The sequence below is a fragment of the Deinococcus planocerae genome (assembly GCF_002869765.1).
GTDB lineage: Bacteria > Deinococcota > Deinococci > Deinococcales > Deinococcaceae > Deinococcus > Deinococcus planocerae.
In genome coordinates this window covers 1-15838 of sequence record NZ_PNOR01000057.1, presented here as the reverse complement: position 1 = coordinate 15838, position 15838 = coordinate 1, and the positions used below count along the sequence as shown (strand labels likewise).

Here is a 15838-nt window from a genome sequence, read left to right as displayed (position 1 = left end):
TCGGGACAGCGAGGAGCGCATCTGCCAAAATACGAGCGCGCTCCCCGCGAAGCTTGAGGTTCCACACACCCTCTTTCTCGCCCCTGGGAGCGCTTTTTCGCTACCTATTCAGGTGCAAGTTCTGAGTCATTGACAGGGTTTCATGACCCATGAGCCGCTGAAGGTGGGCGCTGTCCCCTCCCCCGGCAACGTAGAGGCGCCCGAAGGTGTGCCGGAGCCTGTGCGGCCCCAGTGGGGTCACGCCTGCCCGCTGGCCTATGCGGGAGAGGCAGCGCGTCAGGTAGACGGGGTGGAGTTGGGTCCCGTAGCTGTTGTCCACATTGTGGAAGAACCACGGGCTCTCCGGCTCCCGGACCTGTGCCCAGCGTTTCAGGGCCTTCGCGGTGGTGGCGCTGAAAGGGACAGTGCGGGGCTTCCCGCCCTTGCCGTTCCAGACGTAGACCTCCCGCTGTTCCCAGTTGAGGTCTTCCGCTCGCACGCTGCACACTTCCTGAGCACGTAGCCCGGTGTCGAGGAGCAGACTGACGAGGGCCTTGTCACGGGGGTTGAGACAGGCAGCGAGCACGGCGCGGCACTCTGCCGCAGTGAGGGGTTCCTTCTGGCCTTTGCGTTCCCGCGGGGGCGTGACGGCGGCGGGGTCGAACGGGCTGTGTCCTTCCTTGTGGGCGAAGTTCAGGACAGCCCGGACGCCACGCCACACGGACAGGGCGCCGTTAGGGTTGTAGGTCTTGCCCAGGTGGAGGAGGAAGGCTTGGCAGAGTTCCCGGGAGGGTGCGTCTCCCCCGCTGAACTTGGCCCAGTAGCCCCAGGTCTGACGGTAGAAGGCCAGAGTGCGGGGGCGGCATGTGGGGGCGCGGTCAGCGAGGAACAGGTCAAACACTTCCGGCCAGTCGGGGGCTTTCTTTCTCAGTCCGCGCATGGTGCCTTTCCGGGCTGGGGAGGCGGTCAGGGTTCCTCAGAAAGTCAGCCGGACACCGGGACAATCTGTAGGACACTGGCGCCTATTTCAGCCCTTGAGCGGCAACGGAGGAAAAGAAAAACCCGCTCTTGGAGCGGGGCTTTCGGGTGCTGGAGCCAGGGGTCGGATTTGAACCGACGACCTACTGATTACGAATCAGTTGCTCTACCGCTGAGCTACACTGGCGGACCAAAGCGGCAAAAATACCGCCCGGACAAGGGTAGACCATGCGCCCGCGCTTGTCAAACCTGGGCCGCCCCTACCCCAGCGCCTTGACTTCCTCCTGGAGGGCGCCGAGCCTGGCGCGCAACTCCGCCGCCCGCGTGGCCGCCCCCGCGAGCCGGGCCTGCTCCTGCTCGGTGAAGCGCGTGTAGGGGCTGATCGCGTCGCGCAGCCGGGCGTCGGCGCGCTCCTGCTCGCGCTCGTACTCGCGGCGGACGATGCGCTCCAGGGCCGCGCGCAGCTCGGCGACCTTCTGGCGCAGCCCGCGGTGGGCCTGGAGCCGCTTGTTGGGCAGCACGAACAGGCCCAGGCTGCCCAGCGTGAGCCCCGCGAGGATGCCCCCGGTGAAGTCGACCGCCGTCGCCCCGACGAGCGCGCCCAGCCCCGCCCCGATGCCGATGCCCCCGGCGAGGCCCCCCACCGCCCCCTTGAGGGCGTCCTCCGCGTCGCGGGAGAGCTGGCGGGCGAGCTCGTGCTCGGTCGTCGTCTCCAGGTGCTGGCGGGCACTCCCGGCGATCCCCTCCAGCAGGGCGCCCCGGTCGTAGGAGAAGCGGGTGCGGGCCACCTCGCTGCTGGGCTGGCGGCGGATCAAGAAGGCCTGCACGTCCTCCCAGAAGTGCAAGTTCGCCTCTACGAAACGGTCGATCATGGTGCCGAACTGCCGGTCGATGGCGTCCGGCAACTCGGCCACCGCCTCGCGCCGGAAGTCCTCCTCCAACGCTCGCCCGTTGATCAGCCCGCGCAGGTTGGAAAAGCGCAGCCGCGCGTCGATGAAGCGGTCGGCCCGGACCTCGAACTCGCCGAGCAGGCGGCCCAGGCGGTTGAGCTGACCGTCGAGTTCGCCCAGCATCGTCCCCCGGTGGCGCTCGCGCTGGGCTTCGAGGTCACGCAGGATGCCCAGGTCCTCGACCAGGGTGCGGCGGGCAGCCTCGGCGCGGACCTCCTCGCCGCTCAGGATCTCGGCGGCGGTGCCCAGCGGGCTTTGCAGCTTGAGGCGGGTGCGCTCGGTCTCCGAGAGCCGGGTGGTGAGCGCCTCCCTGAGCGCGGCGAAGCCGGGATCGCCGCCTCGCCGCTCCCCCCGCGCGCTGACCAAGAAGACGGGGGGCGTGAGGCCCAGCACCCCCCGCGCGCCCTTCTCCACGAACTCGCGGACCTGCTCGCGCCCCTCCCCCGTCTCCAGCAGGTCCGCCTTGTTCACCACCATGACGACGCTGCGGCCCCAGCGGGCGGCGAGGCTGAGAAACTGCCGCTCGGACTCGGTGAAGGGGCGGTCCGCCGAGGTCAGGAAGAGCACGAGGTCGGCGCGCGGCAAGAAGCCCTCCGTCAGCGCCTGATGCTGACGGATGATCGCGTTCGTGCCGGGCGTGTCCACCAGGGCCACCCCCTCCAGGCTGGGGAGGGGGTAGGTCAGGCGGCTCACGAAGGGGTCGCGGGTGGGCTCGGGCTCGCCGGGCCGCTCGCCGTGGACGAGAACGTAGATGCGGTCGGTGGTCGGCGTGACGCCCTCGGGCAACACGTCCGCGCCGAGGAGGGCGTTCACGAAAGAGCTCTTGCCCGCGTTGAACTCGCCCACCACAACGAGGAGGAAGGTCTCGTCGAGCGACCGGACCGCACCACGCGCGTACTCGACCGCCTCGGGGGGAGCGCCCTGCGTCTCCAGGAAGGCCTGAAGGTCGGCGAGAAGCGCCCGCTCACGCGCGAGGAGGTCTTGCACCCGGGAGGTGACGAGCATGGGGGCAGTCTACCTGCCCCTGCACGCGCCCGGTTTCTGGCTTCGTTGAGGTGTGGGCGTCAGAAGGCGGGGGTGCGCCCGAGGTTCTGTGGGTAGATGCTCAGCGCGTAGGCACCTGTCGCGTCGGGCAGGCGAACGACTCTGCCGTTGATCTGCCGCTGGGTGGCGAGGTTGAGTTTGACGGCAATGACCGCGCCCGCCGAATTCAGGACATAATCGAACATCTTGTAGTTGAGGCCGATTCCCACGTTGGTGGTCGGGGCGATGTAGTCCGAGAGCAAGTTGGCGTCGCTGCCGGGGGTGGGCGGCAGCGTGAGGCTGCTGGGCGGGGTGGTGGGCGGGTTGCTCTCGTAGTAGTAGTCGCGGTACTCGGCGAGAACCCACACGGAGGCGTCGTTGGCTGCGTCGCTGCCCGGGTTGGAGGCTCCGCTCGAACCCGCGACCCAGACCGAACGCTTGACGGGGTAATAGGCGTAGAAGCGGTAGCAGAAATCAGGCGTAGCGGCAGAACAGACATTCGTTGCGCTGGGCGTCGCACGGGGCGGCATGACCATCGCCAGGATCGGGTGGGTCCCGACCGTCCAGTTCCCGCTCGCGGTCGAGGCGAGGGGGTTGCGCCGCAGCTCGCCGCCCCCCAGCGCCAAGGTCTGCGCGGGTGGGAAGACATACCACGCCTCCTTCACGCGCGACGCGATGAGCTGCCCGGCGTTGACCGTCTCCTGCTGCAACTCAGCGCGGCCCGCCGCGAGGGTCGTCGTCTGGGAGCCGCTGACGAAGGTGTTGCTCAAGGCCAGCAGCACGACGCCGAGGATGGCCGTCACGACGAGCATCTCGACCAGGGTGAATCCACCCTCGGCCACGCCGTTCGTCCGGCCCCTCACTGGGGCCTCAGAACGTCGAGCGTGAGGGTGGTCGCCTGGGTGCCGGTGCCGGCAGTCACCGTCACGCGGCGCATGACGGGCGCCGTCCCCGTGCTCACCGGGCAGGACGCGCCCACGGAGACGCTGCCCAGGGTGCCCGGATTCCGGGCCCGCGAGTCGAGCGAGCGGCTTTGCAGGGTGACTCCGCTGGGCAACACCAGGCCCGGCGCGCAGTTGCGGTCGTAGTTGTCCTGCACCTGCCAGGCCCCCTTGACCTCTTCCAGCACCCGTTGGGCCTGGGTGGTGGCCGTGAGGTCCCGCTCGCCCGTACGGTTGATGCCGAGCAGGGCAGTGATGCCCGGAATGATCACGGCGAGCAACATGCCCAGCAAGGCGATGGCGACGAGCAACTCGACCAGGGTAAAGCCCTGGACCTGCCGCAGGGAGGAAGAGGTTGGGGTCATCGTCAAGGTCGGGTCCTCCAGGGAATGCATTGTCGGGCGCTTCACGGGCTCACCGCCGTGATCATCACGCGTCCGGTGACCCCTACCACGCGAACCTCCAGAGCGGGGATATTGGGAACGGTGCTCTCCACCAGGAGCCGCATGCCGTTGATCGTGCTCGTCATCTCTCCGTAGGGGGCCAGGTAGGTCAGGGTCCGGACCCCGGAGGAGGCCGCCGGGCAGCCCCCACCCGACACACAGCGGAAGGTCACCCGGTTGGGCAAAGACCGCACGCTAGTGCCTGAGGGCAGACTCAGGGTGTAGGTGCTGAGGTTCGTCATCCCGTCTGCCCAGGAGAAAGAAGCGCTCTGGCTTTGCCGCTGGGCGCTGGACCGCGCGGCTCGCAGGTCGGCGGCCAGTTGCGCGGCCCCCTGCCTCACCTCGCCCGCCCGGACGCTGCGCAAGTAGCCCATGCCGAACAGCCCCATCAGCACGCCGAGAATGACCAGGACGACGAGCAGTTCGATCAAAGTGAACCCCGAGCGTCGCAGCCTCCTGGACATCAGCGCAGGTCCTTGAGGTCACTCTTGTCACCCTGGTTCACCACGAGGTTGTCGAGTCCGAGCGCGCTGCCCGCGTCAGTCGGAATCCAGACCGGCGACTGCGCGAAAAAGGGTGGAGTGAACCCCGGGTCCTCGAAGCGGCGGTCGTGGGAGAACTTGCGGCCATACCCGGTGTCGGTATTCCCGAAGGTGCCGAAGGCCCCGTACCAGTTTTCCACCAGACCGCCGATCAGATTCACGTCGCCACGCTGAGCCCCGAAGTCGTAGCCGTCGACCCGGACTTCCCCTTTGCTTGACATCAGCATGGCGTGGATGTTGAGGTTGTTGGGCGCCTCCTTGGCGATCACCACGTCTCCCGACTGGGAGTAGATGCCCAGCACGTTGTCGGGGCTGTCGGGCTTGGCCGCCTTGCAGGGGGCGTCGGTGGGCATGCAGGGCTGGCTGGAGAGCGTGAGGTCGCCCGCGATGCTGATGTCGTTCTCGGCGGCCACCGTGAGTTGGGAAAAGGGCGCGATGGCAGGCGGGGCCAGCGTGCCGTTGCGCTCGGGGCCCTCGAGAGCGCCGATGCCCTTCTCGCCGAAGATCACGCCGTTGAACTTGTCGAGGTGCGGGCTCCAACCCGAGCCCCCTCTTTTCTCCATCCGCCCCGCCGCGTTCACCCGGTACTCGTCGAAGTCGCTCAGGACCTTGCGGTAGACGTCGAAGGTCTCCTTGCGGTAGCAGCTTCCATTCGTGTAGTACTGCACGCAGCGCTCCTCGCGGCGCACGAACTGGTTTTCCGACTTTTTCGCCACACGGATGTACTGGTAGGTCGGCGCCGGAGACCAGGTCTTGGTGGTGGCGTTGTAGTTCCCCGGCGAGTTGCCGTTCGCGTCTCCCGCCGCCAGGATGATGCCCGCCACATCGTCGGAAAAGTAGAGTCCCCGGCCACCCGTGTAGCGGGCCACCTCCTCGGGGTCGTCTTTCTTCTCGTCGGGCACCTTGCCCTGGGCGGCGCTGCGCTGGCTGTTGGCGTTCACGGGCATCGGGCGGTAGGGGGCCGTAAAGGTCACGTCCTTGACGGGGCTGGGGGTGCCGTCCGCGTTCTTGACGTTCGCCAGTTCGACGTTCGGCACGTCCGCGCCGAGCCTGTTCAGCAGGCTGGCATTCTTGTCGACGTCGGAGGTGGCCGACGTGGCGGGCCTCCTCAGGTTGCCATCGTCGCCGCCCCCATAGTAGTAGCCCGGCGACTGCGTACAACTCTTGTCGTCATTCAAACCGCTCTGTTTCAAGTTCGTGCAGCCCGCGCTGCTGAGTTTCCCCCTGAATTTCGCCGTGGCGCCGTTGGCGAACAAAAAGCGCTCGTTGGTGTGGACCGGGCCGTCGAATTCTTGACCGGTGAAGTTCACGGTGGGCTTCCAGGAGGAGGCGGACGCATTGTTCGGGTCGGAGGTGTGATGATTGGTAAACAGCACGTTATCGAGGTAACTCGGCAGCGCGACTTCAACCCACCAGCCGGTCTGCGTGGTTCGGCTGGCGGCCAGGACACGCGTCGCGTTGTTTTGCGTTCCGCCCACGTTCAGGGCGTCGAGCTGCACGTAAAAGCGGTAGCTCTCGTTGTTGACCCGCTCCACGCGGCTGGGCCGGAGTCGGTAGTTCAGGGTGACGCCATCGGCACTGACCTGCTGCCCCAACGCGAGTTGGTCGCGCCACCACGCCCGGGTGGCCGCGAGATCGCCGACGTTGCTGGGCCGTTCCCCCGCCGGGAGCAGTTCCGTGTACCTGGTCGGTTTCACGAACAGGGCGAACACCTCGAACTGGTCGGCGGCGGCAGCGTTCGGCGCGGCGGTGCAGCTGCTCCGCTGGGTGCCGCTGGCCTCGGTCGTGGTCACCCAGGTGGTGTTGCCACAGAACTTCTCGGCGTAGCCCTTGAGCTTGGAGGCGGTGGTGCCGGACGGGACCATGATGCTGCCCTCGGACAAGAGGGTCTGCACGTCCCGCAGTCGGCTGCGCGCGAGCGCCACGCCCGACTCGGCCACATACTGGGCCTGCAAGGCGGCACGCTGGTCACCGACGCTGCGGCGGCTGGACAGCGTAAGTTGCGACGAGGCCGCCAGCAACACCGCCAGCAGCAAAGTCGTGAACAACACGACGACGACCAAGGTGGCGCCGCGTGTGGATGAAGGGCCTCTCATCCCCCCAGTCTGGGAGAACCCCCACTTCCCCCCTAGCCCCAGACGGGGGTACCCCTGATCGGGGGTCCTGGCCCCGACTGGGTGACCGGGTACCCAGAGAGACCTCGCCAAGAAGGTTGTTCTGAAGGTCCCTTCACCCCCCTCTCCCCCACCCCTTCCCGTCACCGGCGAATACTGGCCCCATCCCCAACCCAGGAGGCCCGACCATGACATCTCCCTACGACCGTCCCGCCGCGCCCGCGACCGAGCCGACCGACGTTCCCTCCCCGCTGCCCGAGCAGATGCCCGGCGGCGACGACACCGGGCCGATCATGGACCCGCCGATGAATCCCGACACGCCCGGGATGCCCGAGCCCCTGCCGACGAGCAACCCCGACACCCCGGGCCTGCCGAGCCCGATGCCCGCGATGTGAGACCGCGGCGCTGAGACCAGGGCAATCACCGAGGCGACCGGGGACAGACCTTCCTGCCCACCTCTTTTCGGGTTCCCGTCCGCCTACCCGAGGGCCAGGGTGTGGGCGTGTTCCTTCAACCAGGCCCGCCACCTCGTGTGCCCCGGCATCAGGCGGGCGACGTGGGCCCAGTAGCGGGGCGAGTGGTTGAGTTCAAGCAGGTGCGCGGCCTCGTGCAGGGCGACGTAGGCGGCCACCTCGCGGGGGGCGCGGGCGAGCAGCCAGTGCAGCCGAATGTCGCCCGCGGCGGTGCAGCTTCCCCAGCGGGTGCGGGCCGCGCTGAGGCGGACGCTGCGCAGACGGTCCCGGGCGCCCAGCGCCTGCGCATACCCCTCCACCAGCGCGCGCAGCTCGGGCAGGGCGGCCTGGCGGTACCACCGCTCGGCGGCGCGGCGCAGGGCATCCGGGTCACCCGGGGGAATGTGGACCTCATCACCTGACCGGAAGGGAGCGCGCGTCTGCGTGGTCAGGCGCAGGGTCAGCGTCTCCCCCAGGAAGGGCAGGGGCGAGCCGTCCGCGAGCGGGGCCGGGCCGGGCCGGGCCGCGTAGGCGGCGAGGTGTCGCTCGGCCCAGGCGCGCTTGGCTTCCAGGAAGCTCTCGATCAGGGACTCGGGGGTGCGGGCCGGGGCGTGGACCGTCACCGCGCCGGGCGCGACGTGCAGGGACAGGGTGTGGCGGCGGGCGCTGCGCCGCACAGTCACGGGAAGGCCCCCGACCGTCCACCGGGGCTGGGGTCGGGGGCGCTTCAGGGTCACGGGCGCATGAAAGCGCAGCCGGGTGCGGGGTGGATGAGGGCCCGCCTCAGAGCTGGCCGTAATTCTGGTTGAAGGTGTCGCAGCGGTTGGGGTCCCCGGTCCGGAAGCCCGTCATGAACCAGCGCACGCGCTGATCGCTCGTCCCGTGGGTGAACGAGTCGGGCACGACGTAGCCCTGCCCCTGGCGCTGGAGGGTATCGTCCCCGATGGCGGAGGCGGTGTTCACGGCCTCGCGCACGTCCGCCTCGGTCAGGTTGGCGAGGGTGGCGACCCGGTTGCCCCACACGCCCGCGAAGCAGTCCGCCTGGAGTTCGAGCCGCACCCCGTACTGGTTCGCCTCGGCCTCGCTGCGCGACTGCCGCTGGGCCCGCTCGACCTGATCGGCGATGCCCAGTTCGTTCTGCACGTGGTGCCCGACCTCGTGCGCGATCACGTACGAGTACGCGAAGTCCCCGCCCCCGCCGAGCCGGCGGTCCATCTGGGAGAAGAAGCTGGTGTCGAGGTACACCTTGTTGTCGAGCGGGCAGTAAAAGGGCCCCACCGCGCTGCTCGCCTGACCGCAGGCACTCTGCACCACGCCACTGAAGAGCACCAGCGTCGGCGGCGTGTATGTCCGACCGGCCTCCCGGAAAACACCGCTCCAGACGGTGTTCGTGCTGCCCAGGATGCGGTCGACGAACTGGTACGCCTCGTCCTGCGCGCCGGGTTGGGTCTGGGGCCGCGTCTGGGTGGTGGGCGTGCCCTGCCCGCCGCCCAGGACCACACTCGGGTCCACCCCGAAGAACATGGCGATCAGGGCGATGATCAGCCCGCCGACGCCGCCCGCCGCGATGCCGCCGCCGGGGACGCCTCCGCCCCTGCGGTCCTCGATATTCCCGCCTCCGGGAAGGTTTTGCCAGTCCATGTCGAGGGTCACTCCTTCGTGTCGCCGGACGCCCCCAGCACGGCCCGCCCGGGTTCCGGGGGAGGGCGGCGGCTCGGCTCCTTCACGGCTCAGCTCTCATTGTAGGAGGCGCGACCCCCGGCGGGTCTTCACCCAAGGTGCAGGAAAGCGTGAAAAAAGCCCCAGCCACGAGGGGCGGGGCTTGACGCGGGGCGACGGAGGCCGGGCTCAGTCCGAGGCGGGCAAGGCGGGCGCCGGGACCTGCGAGAGGTTGACCTCGCGGGGTGTTTGCCGCCCACGCTCGAAGAAGTAAAAGACGCTCGGCACCACGTAGAAGGTGAGCAGGGTGGACGTGATCACGCCGCCCAGGATCACGATGCCCAGCCCGCGGCGGAACTCGGCCCCGTCCCCCTGCCCGAAGACGAGCGGCAGGCTGATCACGAGCACCGTCAGGGTGGTCATGATGATCGGGCGGAAGCGCAGCTCGGCGGCCTCGATCAGCGCCTCGCGCAGCGGCAGGACCCGCATCCGCTCGGTCACGAATTCGAGGTAGAGAATCGAGTTCTTCGTCGAGAGCCCGAGCAAGATCACCATGCCGAGCACCGTGATCACGTCGAGGTTCACCCCGAAGAAGTTCAGCGTCCACAGCGCCCCCACGATGGCGAGCGGCACGGGCAGCAGCAGGTAGATCGGGTAACGGAACGAGTTGAACTGCGAGCCCAGCACCAGGTACGTCAAGAGCACCGCGAGCACGAGCACGATGGGCCCGTAGAACACGAGGTCGCTCGTCAGCCCCGCGCTCCCGAAGGCCGAGGCGTTCCCCAGGGTCACCCCGCCCGAAAGCAGGCCCGCCGCCGCCACCCGCTCGGTGATCACGCGCTGGTAGGCGAAGGGGTTGGGCCCCCCCGGCGCGAGGTTGATGTCAAGGGTCGCCGTGTACGCCTTGTTCAGGCGGCTGAGCGTGGCCGGGGCCTGCCGCAGCTCGAAGGTGCCGAGCTGCGCGAGCGGAATGTTCGCCCCGAGGGCCTGCGAGTACACCGTCTGGGAGAGCAGGCTCTGCTCGCCCTGCACCTGCGCGGGGTCGAGCCGCACCACGATGTCCACGCTGCGGTCGCCGTCGCGCAGATTTCCCGCCGTCGTGCCGTCGTTGTAGGTTCGCAGGGCCTGGGCCACGTCCGAGGCGCTCAGACCGCTTCCGGCGAGGCGGGCGGGGTCGGGCACGAAGGTCCGCTCCTGGCGGGTGGCGCTCAGGCTGCTCTCCAGGGAGGCGATGTTGGGGTCCTGCGAGAGCAGCCGCACGACCTCGCGGTTGCGCTCCACGAGGAGGGCCTGGTTGGGGGCGGTGAGCGCGAGGCTGATGTCCGCGCTGCCGCCGGGGCCGCCCTGCTCGGCGGTCACGCGCACCTCGGCGCCGGGGACGCCCGAGGCGACGCGCTCCAGTTCCGCCCCGTAGCGCGCGGCGAGGGTCTCGATGCCGGGGCGCTCCTCCTTGGGCACCAGGGTGAGGGTCAGCGAGGCCGCGTTCGCGTTCGTGCCGCCCGTGAAGCCCCCGGCCCCCACGCTCGTCTGCACGAGCCGCACCTCGTCCCGCGCGAGGAGGCGGTCCTCGACCCGGGCCGTGAGGGCGTTCGTGGTGGCGAGGTCGGTGCCGGTGGGCAGCTCCACGTCCACGGCCAGGAGGCCGGAGTCGCTGCGGGGGGTGAAGGAAAACCCGATCCCGCGCATGGCGAAGGGCACGCTGGCGAGGAAGAGCCCCGCGATGACCATGACCACCCAGGGCCGCCGCAGCGCCCCGCCCACCGAGCGGGCGTACGCGCGGGCGGTGCCCTTCACGCCTTTGTTGGTCAGGCCGTGCAGGGTCCCCGTCAGCGCCTCCAGCAGGGCGAGCAGCACGGTCAGGAGGTAGCGCACCAGCGTCAGGAGCACGGGCGCCAAGGCGATGGCGAGCCCGGCCACGGCGGGCGTCGGCAGCCCGGTCAGGCGGTCGAGCGCGGTCCATCCGGCGGCCCCGAAGAGCGCGAGGAGGAGCAGCCCCGGCAATCGGCGCACGCTGAGAAGGGCCCCGAAGAAAAAGCGCGGCAGCCGGGCGAACACGCCGGGCACCTCGCGCCACGAGATGGGTTCGGGGTCGCGGGTGTACGCCATGCGCACCGTGAGGAAGAGCAGCGCCTCCAGCCAGCTCATCGTGATCGCGGCGGCGAGGCCGAGGCCGAACTGGCTGAAAAACTGCCCCAGGATGCCCGGCATGAACGAGAGCGGGATCAGGACGGCGAGCAAGGAAAAGCTCGCGGCAGTCACGGCGGAAAAGACCTCGGAGGCGCCGAGGAGCACGCTCCTCAAGAGGCCGTACCCCATGTCGCGGTAACGCTGCACGTTCTCCGCGACCACGATGGAGTCGTCCACCACGATGCCGATGGCGACGATGATGGCGAGCAGGGAAACGATGTTGAAGGTGAAGCCCAGCGCCGAGTACAGCAGCGGCGCCGCGCTGATCGAGATCGGAATGGCGAGCACGACCGCGAAGACGGTATTCAGCCGCCCCAGGAAGAGCAGCACGATCACGCCCACCGCCCCGATGGCGATCAGGAACTCCTTGAAGGTGTCTTCCACGGTGGCGCGCGTCTCGCGGGTGGTGTCGCTCGCCAGGGTGAGGCGGTACCCGGCGGGGAGGGTCTGGGCCTCCATCGCCGCGCGCACGTTGTCGGCCACCGCCACGCTGTTCGTGCCGCTCGCCTTGCGCACGTCGAGGAGCACGGCGGGCTGGCCGTTGAGCCGGGCGTAGCTCGTGGGCCGGGCCGCCGCGTCGCGCACGGTCGCCACGTCCGCCACCCGCAGCCCCGTGGCGGGGTCCACGACGATGCGCTCCACGTCGGCGAGGGTGGTCGGCGTGTTGCGGGTGGAAAAGCCGATGGTGTTGCCGCCCTGGGTGACGCTTCCGGCGGGCAGGTCGAGCGCCGAGGCCTGGATCGCCGCCGACACCCGGCCCGGCGCGAGGTTGTACGCCTGGAGCCGCGCGGGGTCGAGCAGCACCTGGATCTGCCGCTCGGGCCCGCCCGAGACGCTCACGTCGGCCACGCCCTCCACCCGCTCCAGCCGGGGCACGAGGACGTCCTCGGCGTAGGTCGTCACGTCCGCCGCGGGCGCCGAGCCTCCCAGGAGGGCGAGGGTGAGAATCGGCGTCGCGTTGGGGTCGAACTTCTGGACGACCGGGGCCTCGGTGCCTTCGGGCAGGGTGGCGCGGATCGCCGCGACCGCCTGGGAGACGCTGTTCGCCGCCGAGTCGATGTCGGTCTGGTCGGAGAAGGTGATCACCACCGCCGACTGCCCGCTCACCGAGGTCGAGTTGATGTCCACCACGCCGCCGAGGGTGCTCACCGCGTCCTCGACCGGGCGGCTCACCTCGCGGTCGACCTGATCGGGGGTCGCGCCGGGGTAGGACGTGCTCACCGCGAGGACGGGCACCTCGAAGTTGGGCAGCAGCTCCACGCCGAGGCGGGTGGTGGCGATCAAGCCCAGCAGCACCGCGAGCACGAAGACACCGATGGAAAAGACGTAGTTGCGCACGCTGAAGCGCACGGCGGGGTTGACGACGGGCTCGGGCGTGCCGTCGGGGAGGGTGCCGCGCGGCGCGGTGAGTTCGGGCTGGTCGTGAACGCTCATGGGCTCTGCCCCCCCGCCCCGGCTGCCGGGGCCCCCACCCGGATGCTCGCCCCGTCCTGGAGGCTGGGCGGCACCGGGAAGATCACGCGGGCGCCCGCCGTGACTCCCCGCACGGCGACCCGCCCCTGCGACTCGGCGACGACGGTGACCGGGACCCGGCGGGCCGTCCCTTGCGCGGCGACGTACACCGCGTTCTCGCCGCCCTCGACCTGAATCGCCCCGGTCGGCACGAGCACCCCGTTGCCGAGGGTGGCGCGGTAGCGCACCTGCGCCGTGCCGCCGACCGGCAGGCTGCCGCCCCCCTGCACCCGCGCGGTCACCGGCACGAGGCGGTCGCTTCCCGCGATCCCGCTCGCGTCTTGCACGACGGCCACGTAGTTCGTGCCGCCGTACCCCAGGTTGAGCCGCGTGCCGGGTTGCAAGGCCGCCGCGTCCGCCGGACTCACGTTGAAGGTGGCCTTCACGCTGTTCTCGTCCACCAGCCGGAAGACCGGGCTCCCCTGCGCGGCGAACTCCCCGACCTCCACCGCGAGCGAGGCGATCACCCCCGCGAAGGGGGCCTTCACAGCGGTGCGCGTCAGGTTCTCCTGCGCCTGCCGCACCCCCGCCCGCGCCGTTTCGAGCTGCGTCTGGAGCAGGGCGAGGCTGCTCTGCCCGCCCCGCCCATTTTGCGAGAGGTTGTTCCTGGCCTGGGCGAGGGCGCTTTCCGCTTGCGCGAGCGCACTGCGCGCGGCGTTGAGGTCGGCCTGGCTGATCCCGCCCAGGCCGTAGAGGTTCTCGGCGCTCGCGGCGTCCTGCCGGGCCTTTTCCAGACTCGCCTCGGCGGCCTGCACGGCGGCCCCCAGGGAGGCCGTCGCCTGCCCGGTGTTCGTGCGGGCCTGCTCCAGGCTGATCTGCGCCTGCTGGGCCTGGAGACGGGCATTCTCCAGGGCCTGCCGCGCCTGGGTGTCGTCGAGCCTCACGACGACCTGCCCGGCCCCCACCCGGTCGCCCTCCTGGGCGAGGACGCGCTCGACCGTCCCGCTGGCCTGGGCGGCGACGTTGCTGTCGCGGTCGGCGCGGATGGTGGCCGAGGCAGTGCGCTGGACGCTCAGGGTGCCCGCCCTCGCCGGGACCGTCCGCACGGCGAGGGCGGTCGTCTTGGCGGGCGCGGCGTCGAGGTCGTTGCGGGTGGCGGCGGGGCGGGCGGCTCCGGACCCGGCGTCAGCTCCTCCCTGCCCCCCCGGCGAGCACGCGGCGAGGAGCAACAGGAGGGTCAGGGGCAGCGCGAGACGGCGGGCGAGGCGTGGTGGGACCGAATGGGCTGGGGTCATGGCCTTCACCTCACGAGCCCGGTCACGTCGGTGCCGGACGCGGCGGAGAGGGCGGCCAGGGCCCGCCAGAGGTTGTTCTGCGCCTGTGTCACCCCGAACCCCGCCTGCCGGGCCTGCACCTGCGCCTGCTGCACGTCGATGGCGGCGGCGGTCCCGGCCCTCAGGCGGGCCTGCGCCTGGGACAGGGTGGTCTGCGCGTTGGCGAGGGTCTGCCGGGCGATGTCGACCCGCTGCGCCGCGTCCTGGGCCGTGCGGTAGGCGTCTCTGACCTGCGTGTTGGCCGCGCGCCCGGCACTCTCCAGGTCCCGCCGGGCGTTGGCGAGCGCGACCTGGGCGTCTTGCAGGGTCCGGGCCGGGGTGTAGTCGTTGTCGGCGATACGGACCTGAAGGGCCGCGAACTCCGTCCCCTGCGCCGCCTGCACGAGGGTCGGCAGCCGCTTGTCCAGCCCCGACTGGAGCCCGGCGAGCGTCACGCTGAGCTTGGGAGGCGCGGGCGGGGCGGCGAGGCGCAGGTCGGTGCCGGTGTTCAGCCCGAGGGTGCGGGCGAGCTGGGCTTCGAGCACGGGCAGGCTCGCGCGGGCGTCGGCGAGTTCCTGGCGGTCCTGGTTGAGGGTGGTCTGCGCCCGGTTCACGTCGAGCTGGGTGGCGACCCGGGCCGCCAGACGGGCGCGGGCGATCTGGAGGGTGCGCTCGTCGAGGGCGACCTGCGCCTCGTTCAGGGTGATCCGCCCGGCGGCCTCGGAGGCGGCGAGGTACTGGTTGATCACGTTCTGCGCCACGTTCAGCTTCGTGCCCGCCAGGGTGGCCTCGGCGGCGGCGGCGCCCTGCTGGGCCTGGGTCAGGGTGGTGATGATCGAGCTGGGGTCGGCCTGGGTGGCGCGCAGGGTGGCCTGGGCCTTTTGCAGGTTGGCGCGGGCGGTGGTCACGTCGGGGCCGCCCGAGAGCGCGCGGGTCACGGCGCCTTCCAGGGTGAGGCCCACCGTCTGCGCGGCGGCCAGGGGCGAGGCGAGGGTGAGGGTCAGGGCGAGCAGGACACGGTTCATGGGCGGGCCTCCGGGGCGGTGGGCGCCGTGGGGGGGGTCAGGAGGGTGGGGTCGAGGTCGGTCGTCGCCTGGGCGAGCCGCAGCGAGGCGAGGTAAGCGTTCACGGTGGCGGTGTCCACCGCGAGTTCGGCCTGCCGGAGGCTGAGCTCGGCGGCCTCCACGTCGAGCGCGGTGGCGAGGCCCGCCGCGAGCCTCCCGAGCGTGGTGGCGAGCGCCGCCCGCGCCCGGGTCAGGGCTCCGCGCTGGCTCCCCAGGGTGTCCAGGGCCGTGCGCAGGTCCGCGTAGCGCTGGCGCACCTCCAGGTCCACGCTCCCCCGGGCAGTGTCGAGGGCGAGGGCCGCGCGCTGCACCCCCACCTCGGCGGTCGTCAGGGCCGCGCGCCGCCCGCCGCCGAGGACGGGCAGGTCGGCGCTCAGGGTCAGGGCCAGCCCGGTCGGGAGGTCGCCGGGGTCACGCAGCGGAAAGCTGACCTGCCCGGCGAGGACGCCCGTCTTCACGTCGAGGCTGCCCCCCACCGTGCGGGTGGCGGCGCCCGACTGGCCGGTCGTGAGCTGGCCGTACTGCGCCGACGCGCTGAGGTCGGGCAGCCGCACGTCGAGCTGCGCCGCCCGGAGCTGCGCCTGCGCGTCCGCGAGGTCGTTCCCCGCGCGGGCCACCTCGGGCCGGGTGGCGAGGGCGCGGGTAATCTGGGCCTCCAGGGCGGCGGGCTGCCCCGGCGCGGCGGGGAGAGGCCCGAAGGCGGCGGCCCGGGCCGGGAGGGTCACGGGCTGGCCGAGCAGG

At 70.8% G+C, this 15838-nt stretch carries 13 protein-coding genes and 1 tRNA gene; 1 reads left to right on the top strand and 13 read right to left on the bottom strand.

From position 1 onward, the window contains the following. Positions 1 to 100: 100 nt before the first annotated feature. From A7B18_RS19890 to A7B18_RS19860, 7 genes are all read right to left on the bottom strand, one after another. The gene (locus tag A7B18_RS19890) at positions 101 to 919 is read right to left on the bottom strand and encodes a tyrosine-type recombinase/integrase (RefSeq protein WP_102128418.1); all 819 of its coding nucleotides are present in this window, start codon (positions 917 to 919) and stop codon (positions 101 to 103) included. 150 nt (positions 920 to 1069) lie between these two features. Beyond that, a tRNA-Thr gene (locus tag A7B18_RS19885) sits at positions 1070 to 1144 on the bottom strand. Between the two features lie 73 nt (positions 1145 to 1217). Next, positions 1218 to 2912 (bottom strand): dynamin family protein, encoded by a 1695-nt coding sequence (locus tag A7B18_RS19880; protein WP_102128417.1) that lies wholly within the window; start codon positions 2910 to 2912, stop codon positions 1218 to 1220. Positions 2913 to 2971: 59 nt separating this feature from the next. Then, the gene (locus A7B18_RS19875) at positions 2972 to 3793 is read right to left on the bottom strand and encodes a PilW family protein (RefSeq protein WP_245872990.1); all 822 of its coding nucleotides are present in this window, start codon (positions 3791 to 3793) and stop codon (positions 2972 to 2974) included. Next, positions 3790 to 4236, bottom strand: a complete 447-nt coding sequence (locus A7B18_RS19870) for a type II secretion system protein (RefSeq protein WP_102128421.1) — start codon at positions 4234 to 4236, stop codon at positions 3790 to 3792. Before A7B18_RS19870 ends, A7B18_RS19875 begins: the two co-directional genes overlap by 4 nt. Before the next feature lie 41 nt (positions 4237 to 4277). Next, positions 4278 to 4778 (bottom strand): prepilin-type N-terminal cleavage/methylation domain-containing protein, encoded by a 501-nt coding sequence (locus A7B18_RS19865; RefSeq protein ID WP_102128416.1) that lies wholly within the window; start codon positions 4776 to 4778, stop codon positions 4278 to 4280. After that, on the bottom strand, positions 4778 to 6952 hold the full coding sequence (locus A7B18_RS19860) for a pilus assembly PilX N-terminal domain-containing protein (RefSeq protein WP_180970267.1): 2175 nt from the start codon (positions 6950 to 6952) through the stop codon (positions 4778 to 4780). The genes A7B18_RS19865 and A7B18_RS19860 overlap by 1 nt, the downstream gene beginning before the upstream one ends. A 206-nt stretch (positions 6953 to 7158) precedes the next feature. Here A7B18_RS19860 and A7B18_RS19855 point away from each other — a divergent pair, with 206 nt between their 5' ends. Next, positions 7159 to 7365 (top strand): hypothetical protein, encoded by a 207-nt coding sequence (locus A7B18_RS19855; protein WP_102128414.1) that lies wholly within the window; start codon positions 7159 to 7161, stop codon positions 7363 to 7365. A gap of 83 nt (positions 7366 to 7448) precedes the next feature. Here the strand turns inward: A7B18_RS19855 and A7B18_RS19850 are convergent, their stop codons facing one another. The 6 genes from A7B18_RS19850 to A7B18_RS19825 form a co-directional block, all read right to left on the bottom strand. Then, entirely contained in the window at positions 7449 to 8159 is a 711-nt protein-coding gene (locus A7B18_RS19850) for a M48 family metallopeptidase (RefSeq protein ID WP_245872989.1), read from the bottom strand. 46 nt (positions 8160 to 8205) lie between these two features. Next, positions 8206 to 9063, bottom strand: a complete 858-nt coding sequence (gene ypfJ, locus A7B18_RS19845; protein WP_102128419.1) for a KPN_02809 family neutral zinc metallopeptidase — start codon at positions 9061 to 9063, stop codon at positions 8206 to 8208. A 207-nt stretch (positions 9064 to 9270) separates the two neighbouring features. Further along, a complete protein-coding gene (locus A7B18_RS19840) occupies positions 9271 to 12702 on the bottom strand; it encodes an efflux RND transporter permease subunit (protein WP_102128413.1) in 3432 nt (1143 codons plus the stop codon). Next, positions 12699 to 14015 (bottom strand): efflux RND transporter periplasmic adaptor subunit, encoded by a 1317-nt coding sequence (locus A7B18_RS19835; RefSeq protein ID WP_102128412.1) that lies wholly within the window; start codon positions 14013 to 14015, stop codon positions 12699 to 12701. Before A7B18_RS19835 ends, A7B18_RS19840 begins: the two co-directional genes overlap by 4 nt. Positions 14016 to 14020: 5 nt before the next feature. Next, positions 14021 to 15058 carry a TolC family protein gene (locus tag A7B18_RS19830; RefSeq protein WP_102128411.1) on the bottom strand — a complete coding sequence of 346 codons (1038 nt, stop codon included), beginning with the start codon at positions 15056 to 15058 and terminating at the stop codon, positions 14021 to 14023. After that, positions 15055 to 15838 (bottom strand): TolC family protein (locus A7B18_RS19825; RefSeq protein WP_146009614.1); only part of this gene is annotated, 784 nt, incomplete at its 5' end. The genes A7B18_RS19825 and A7B18_RS19830, both read right to left, overlap by 4 nt.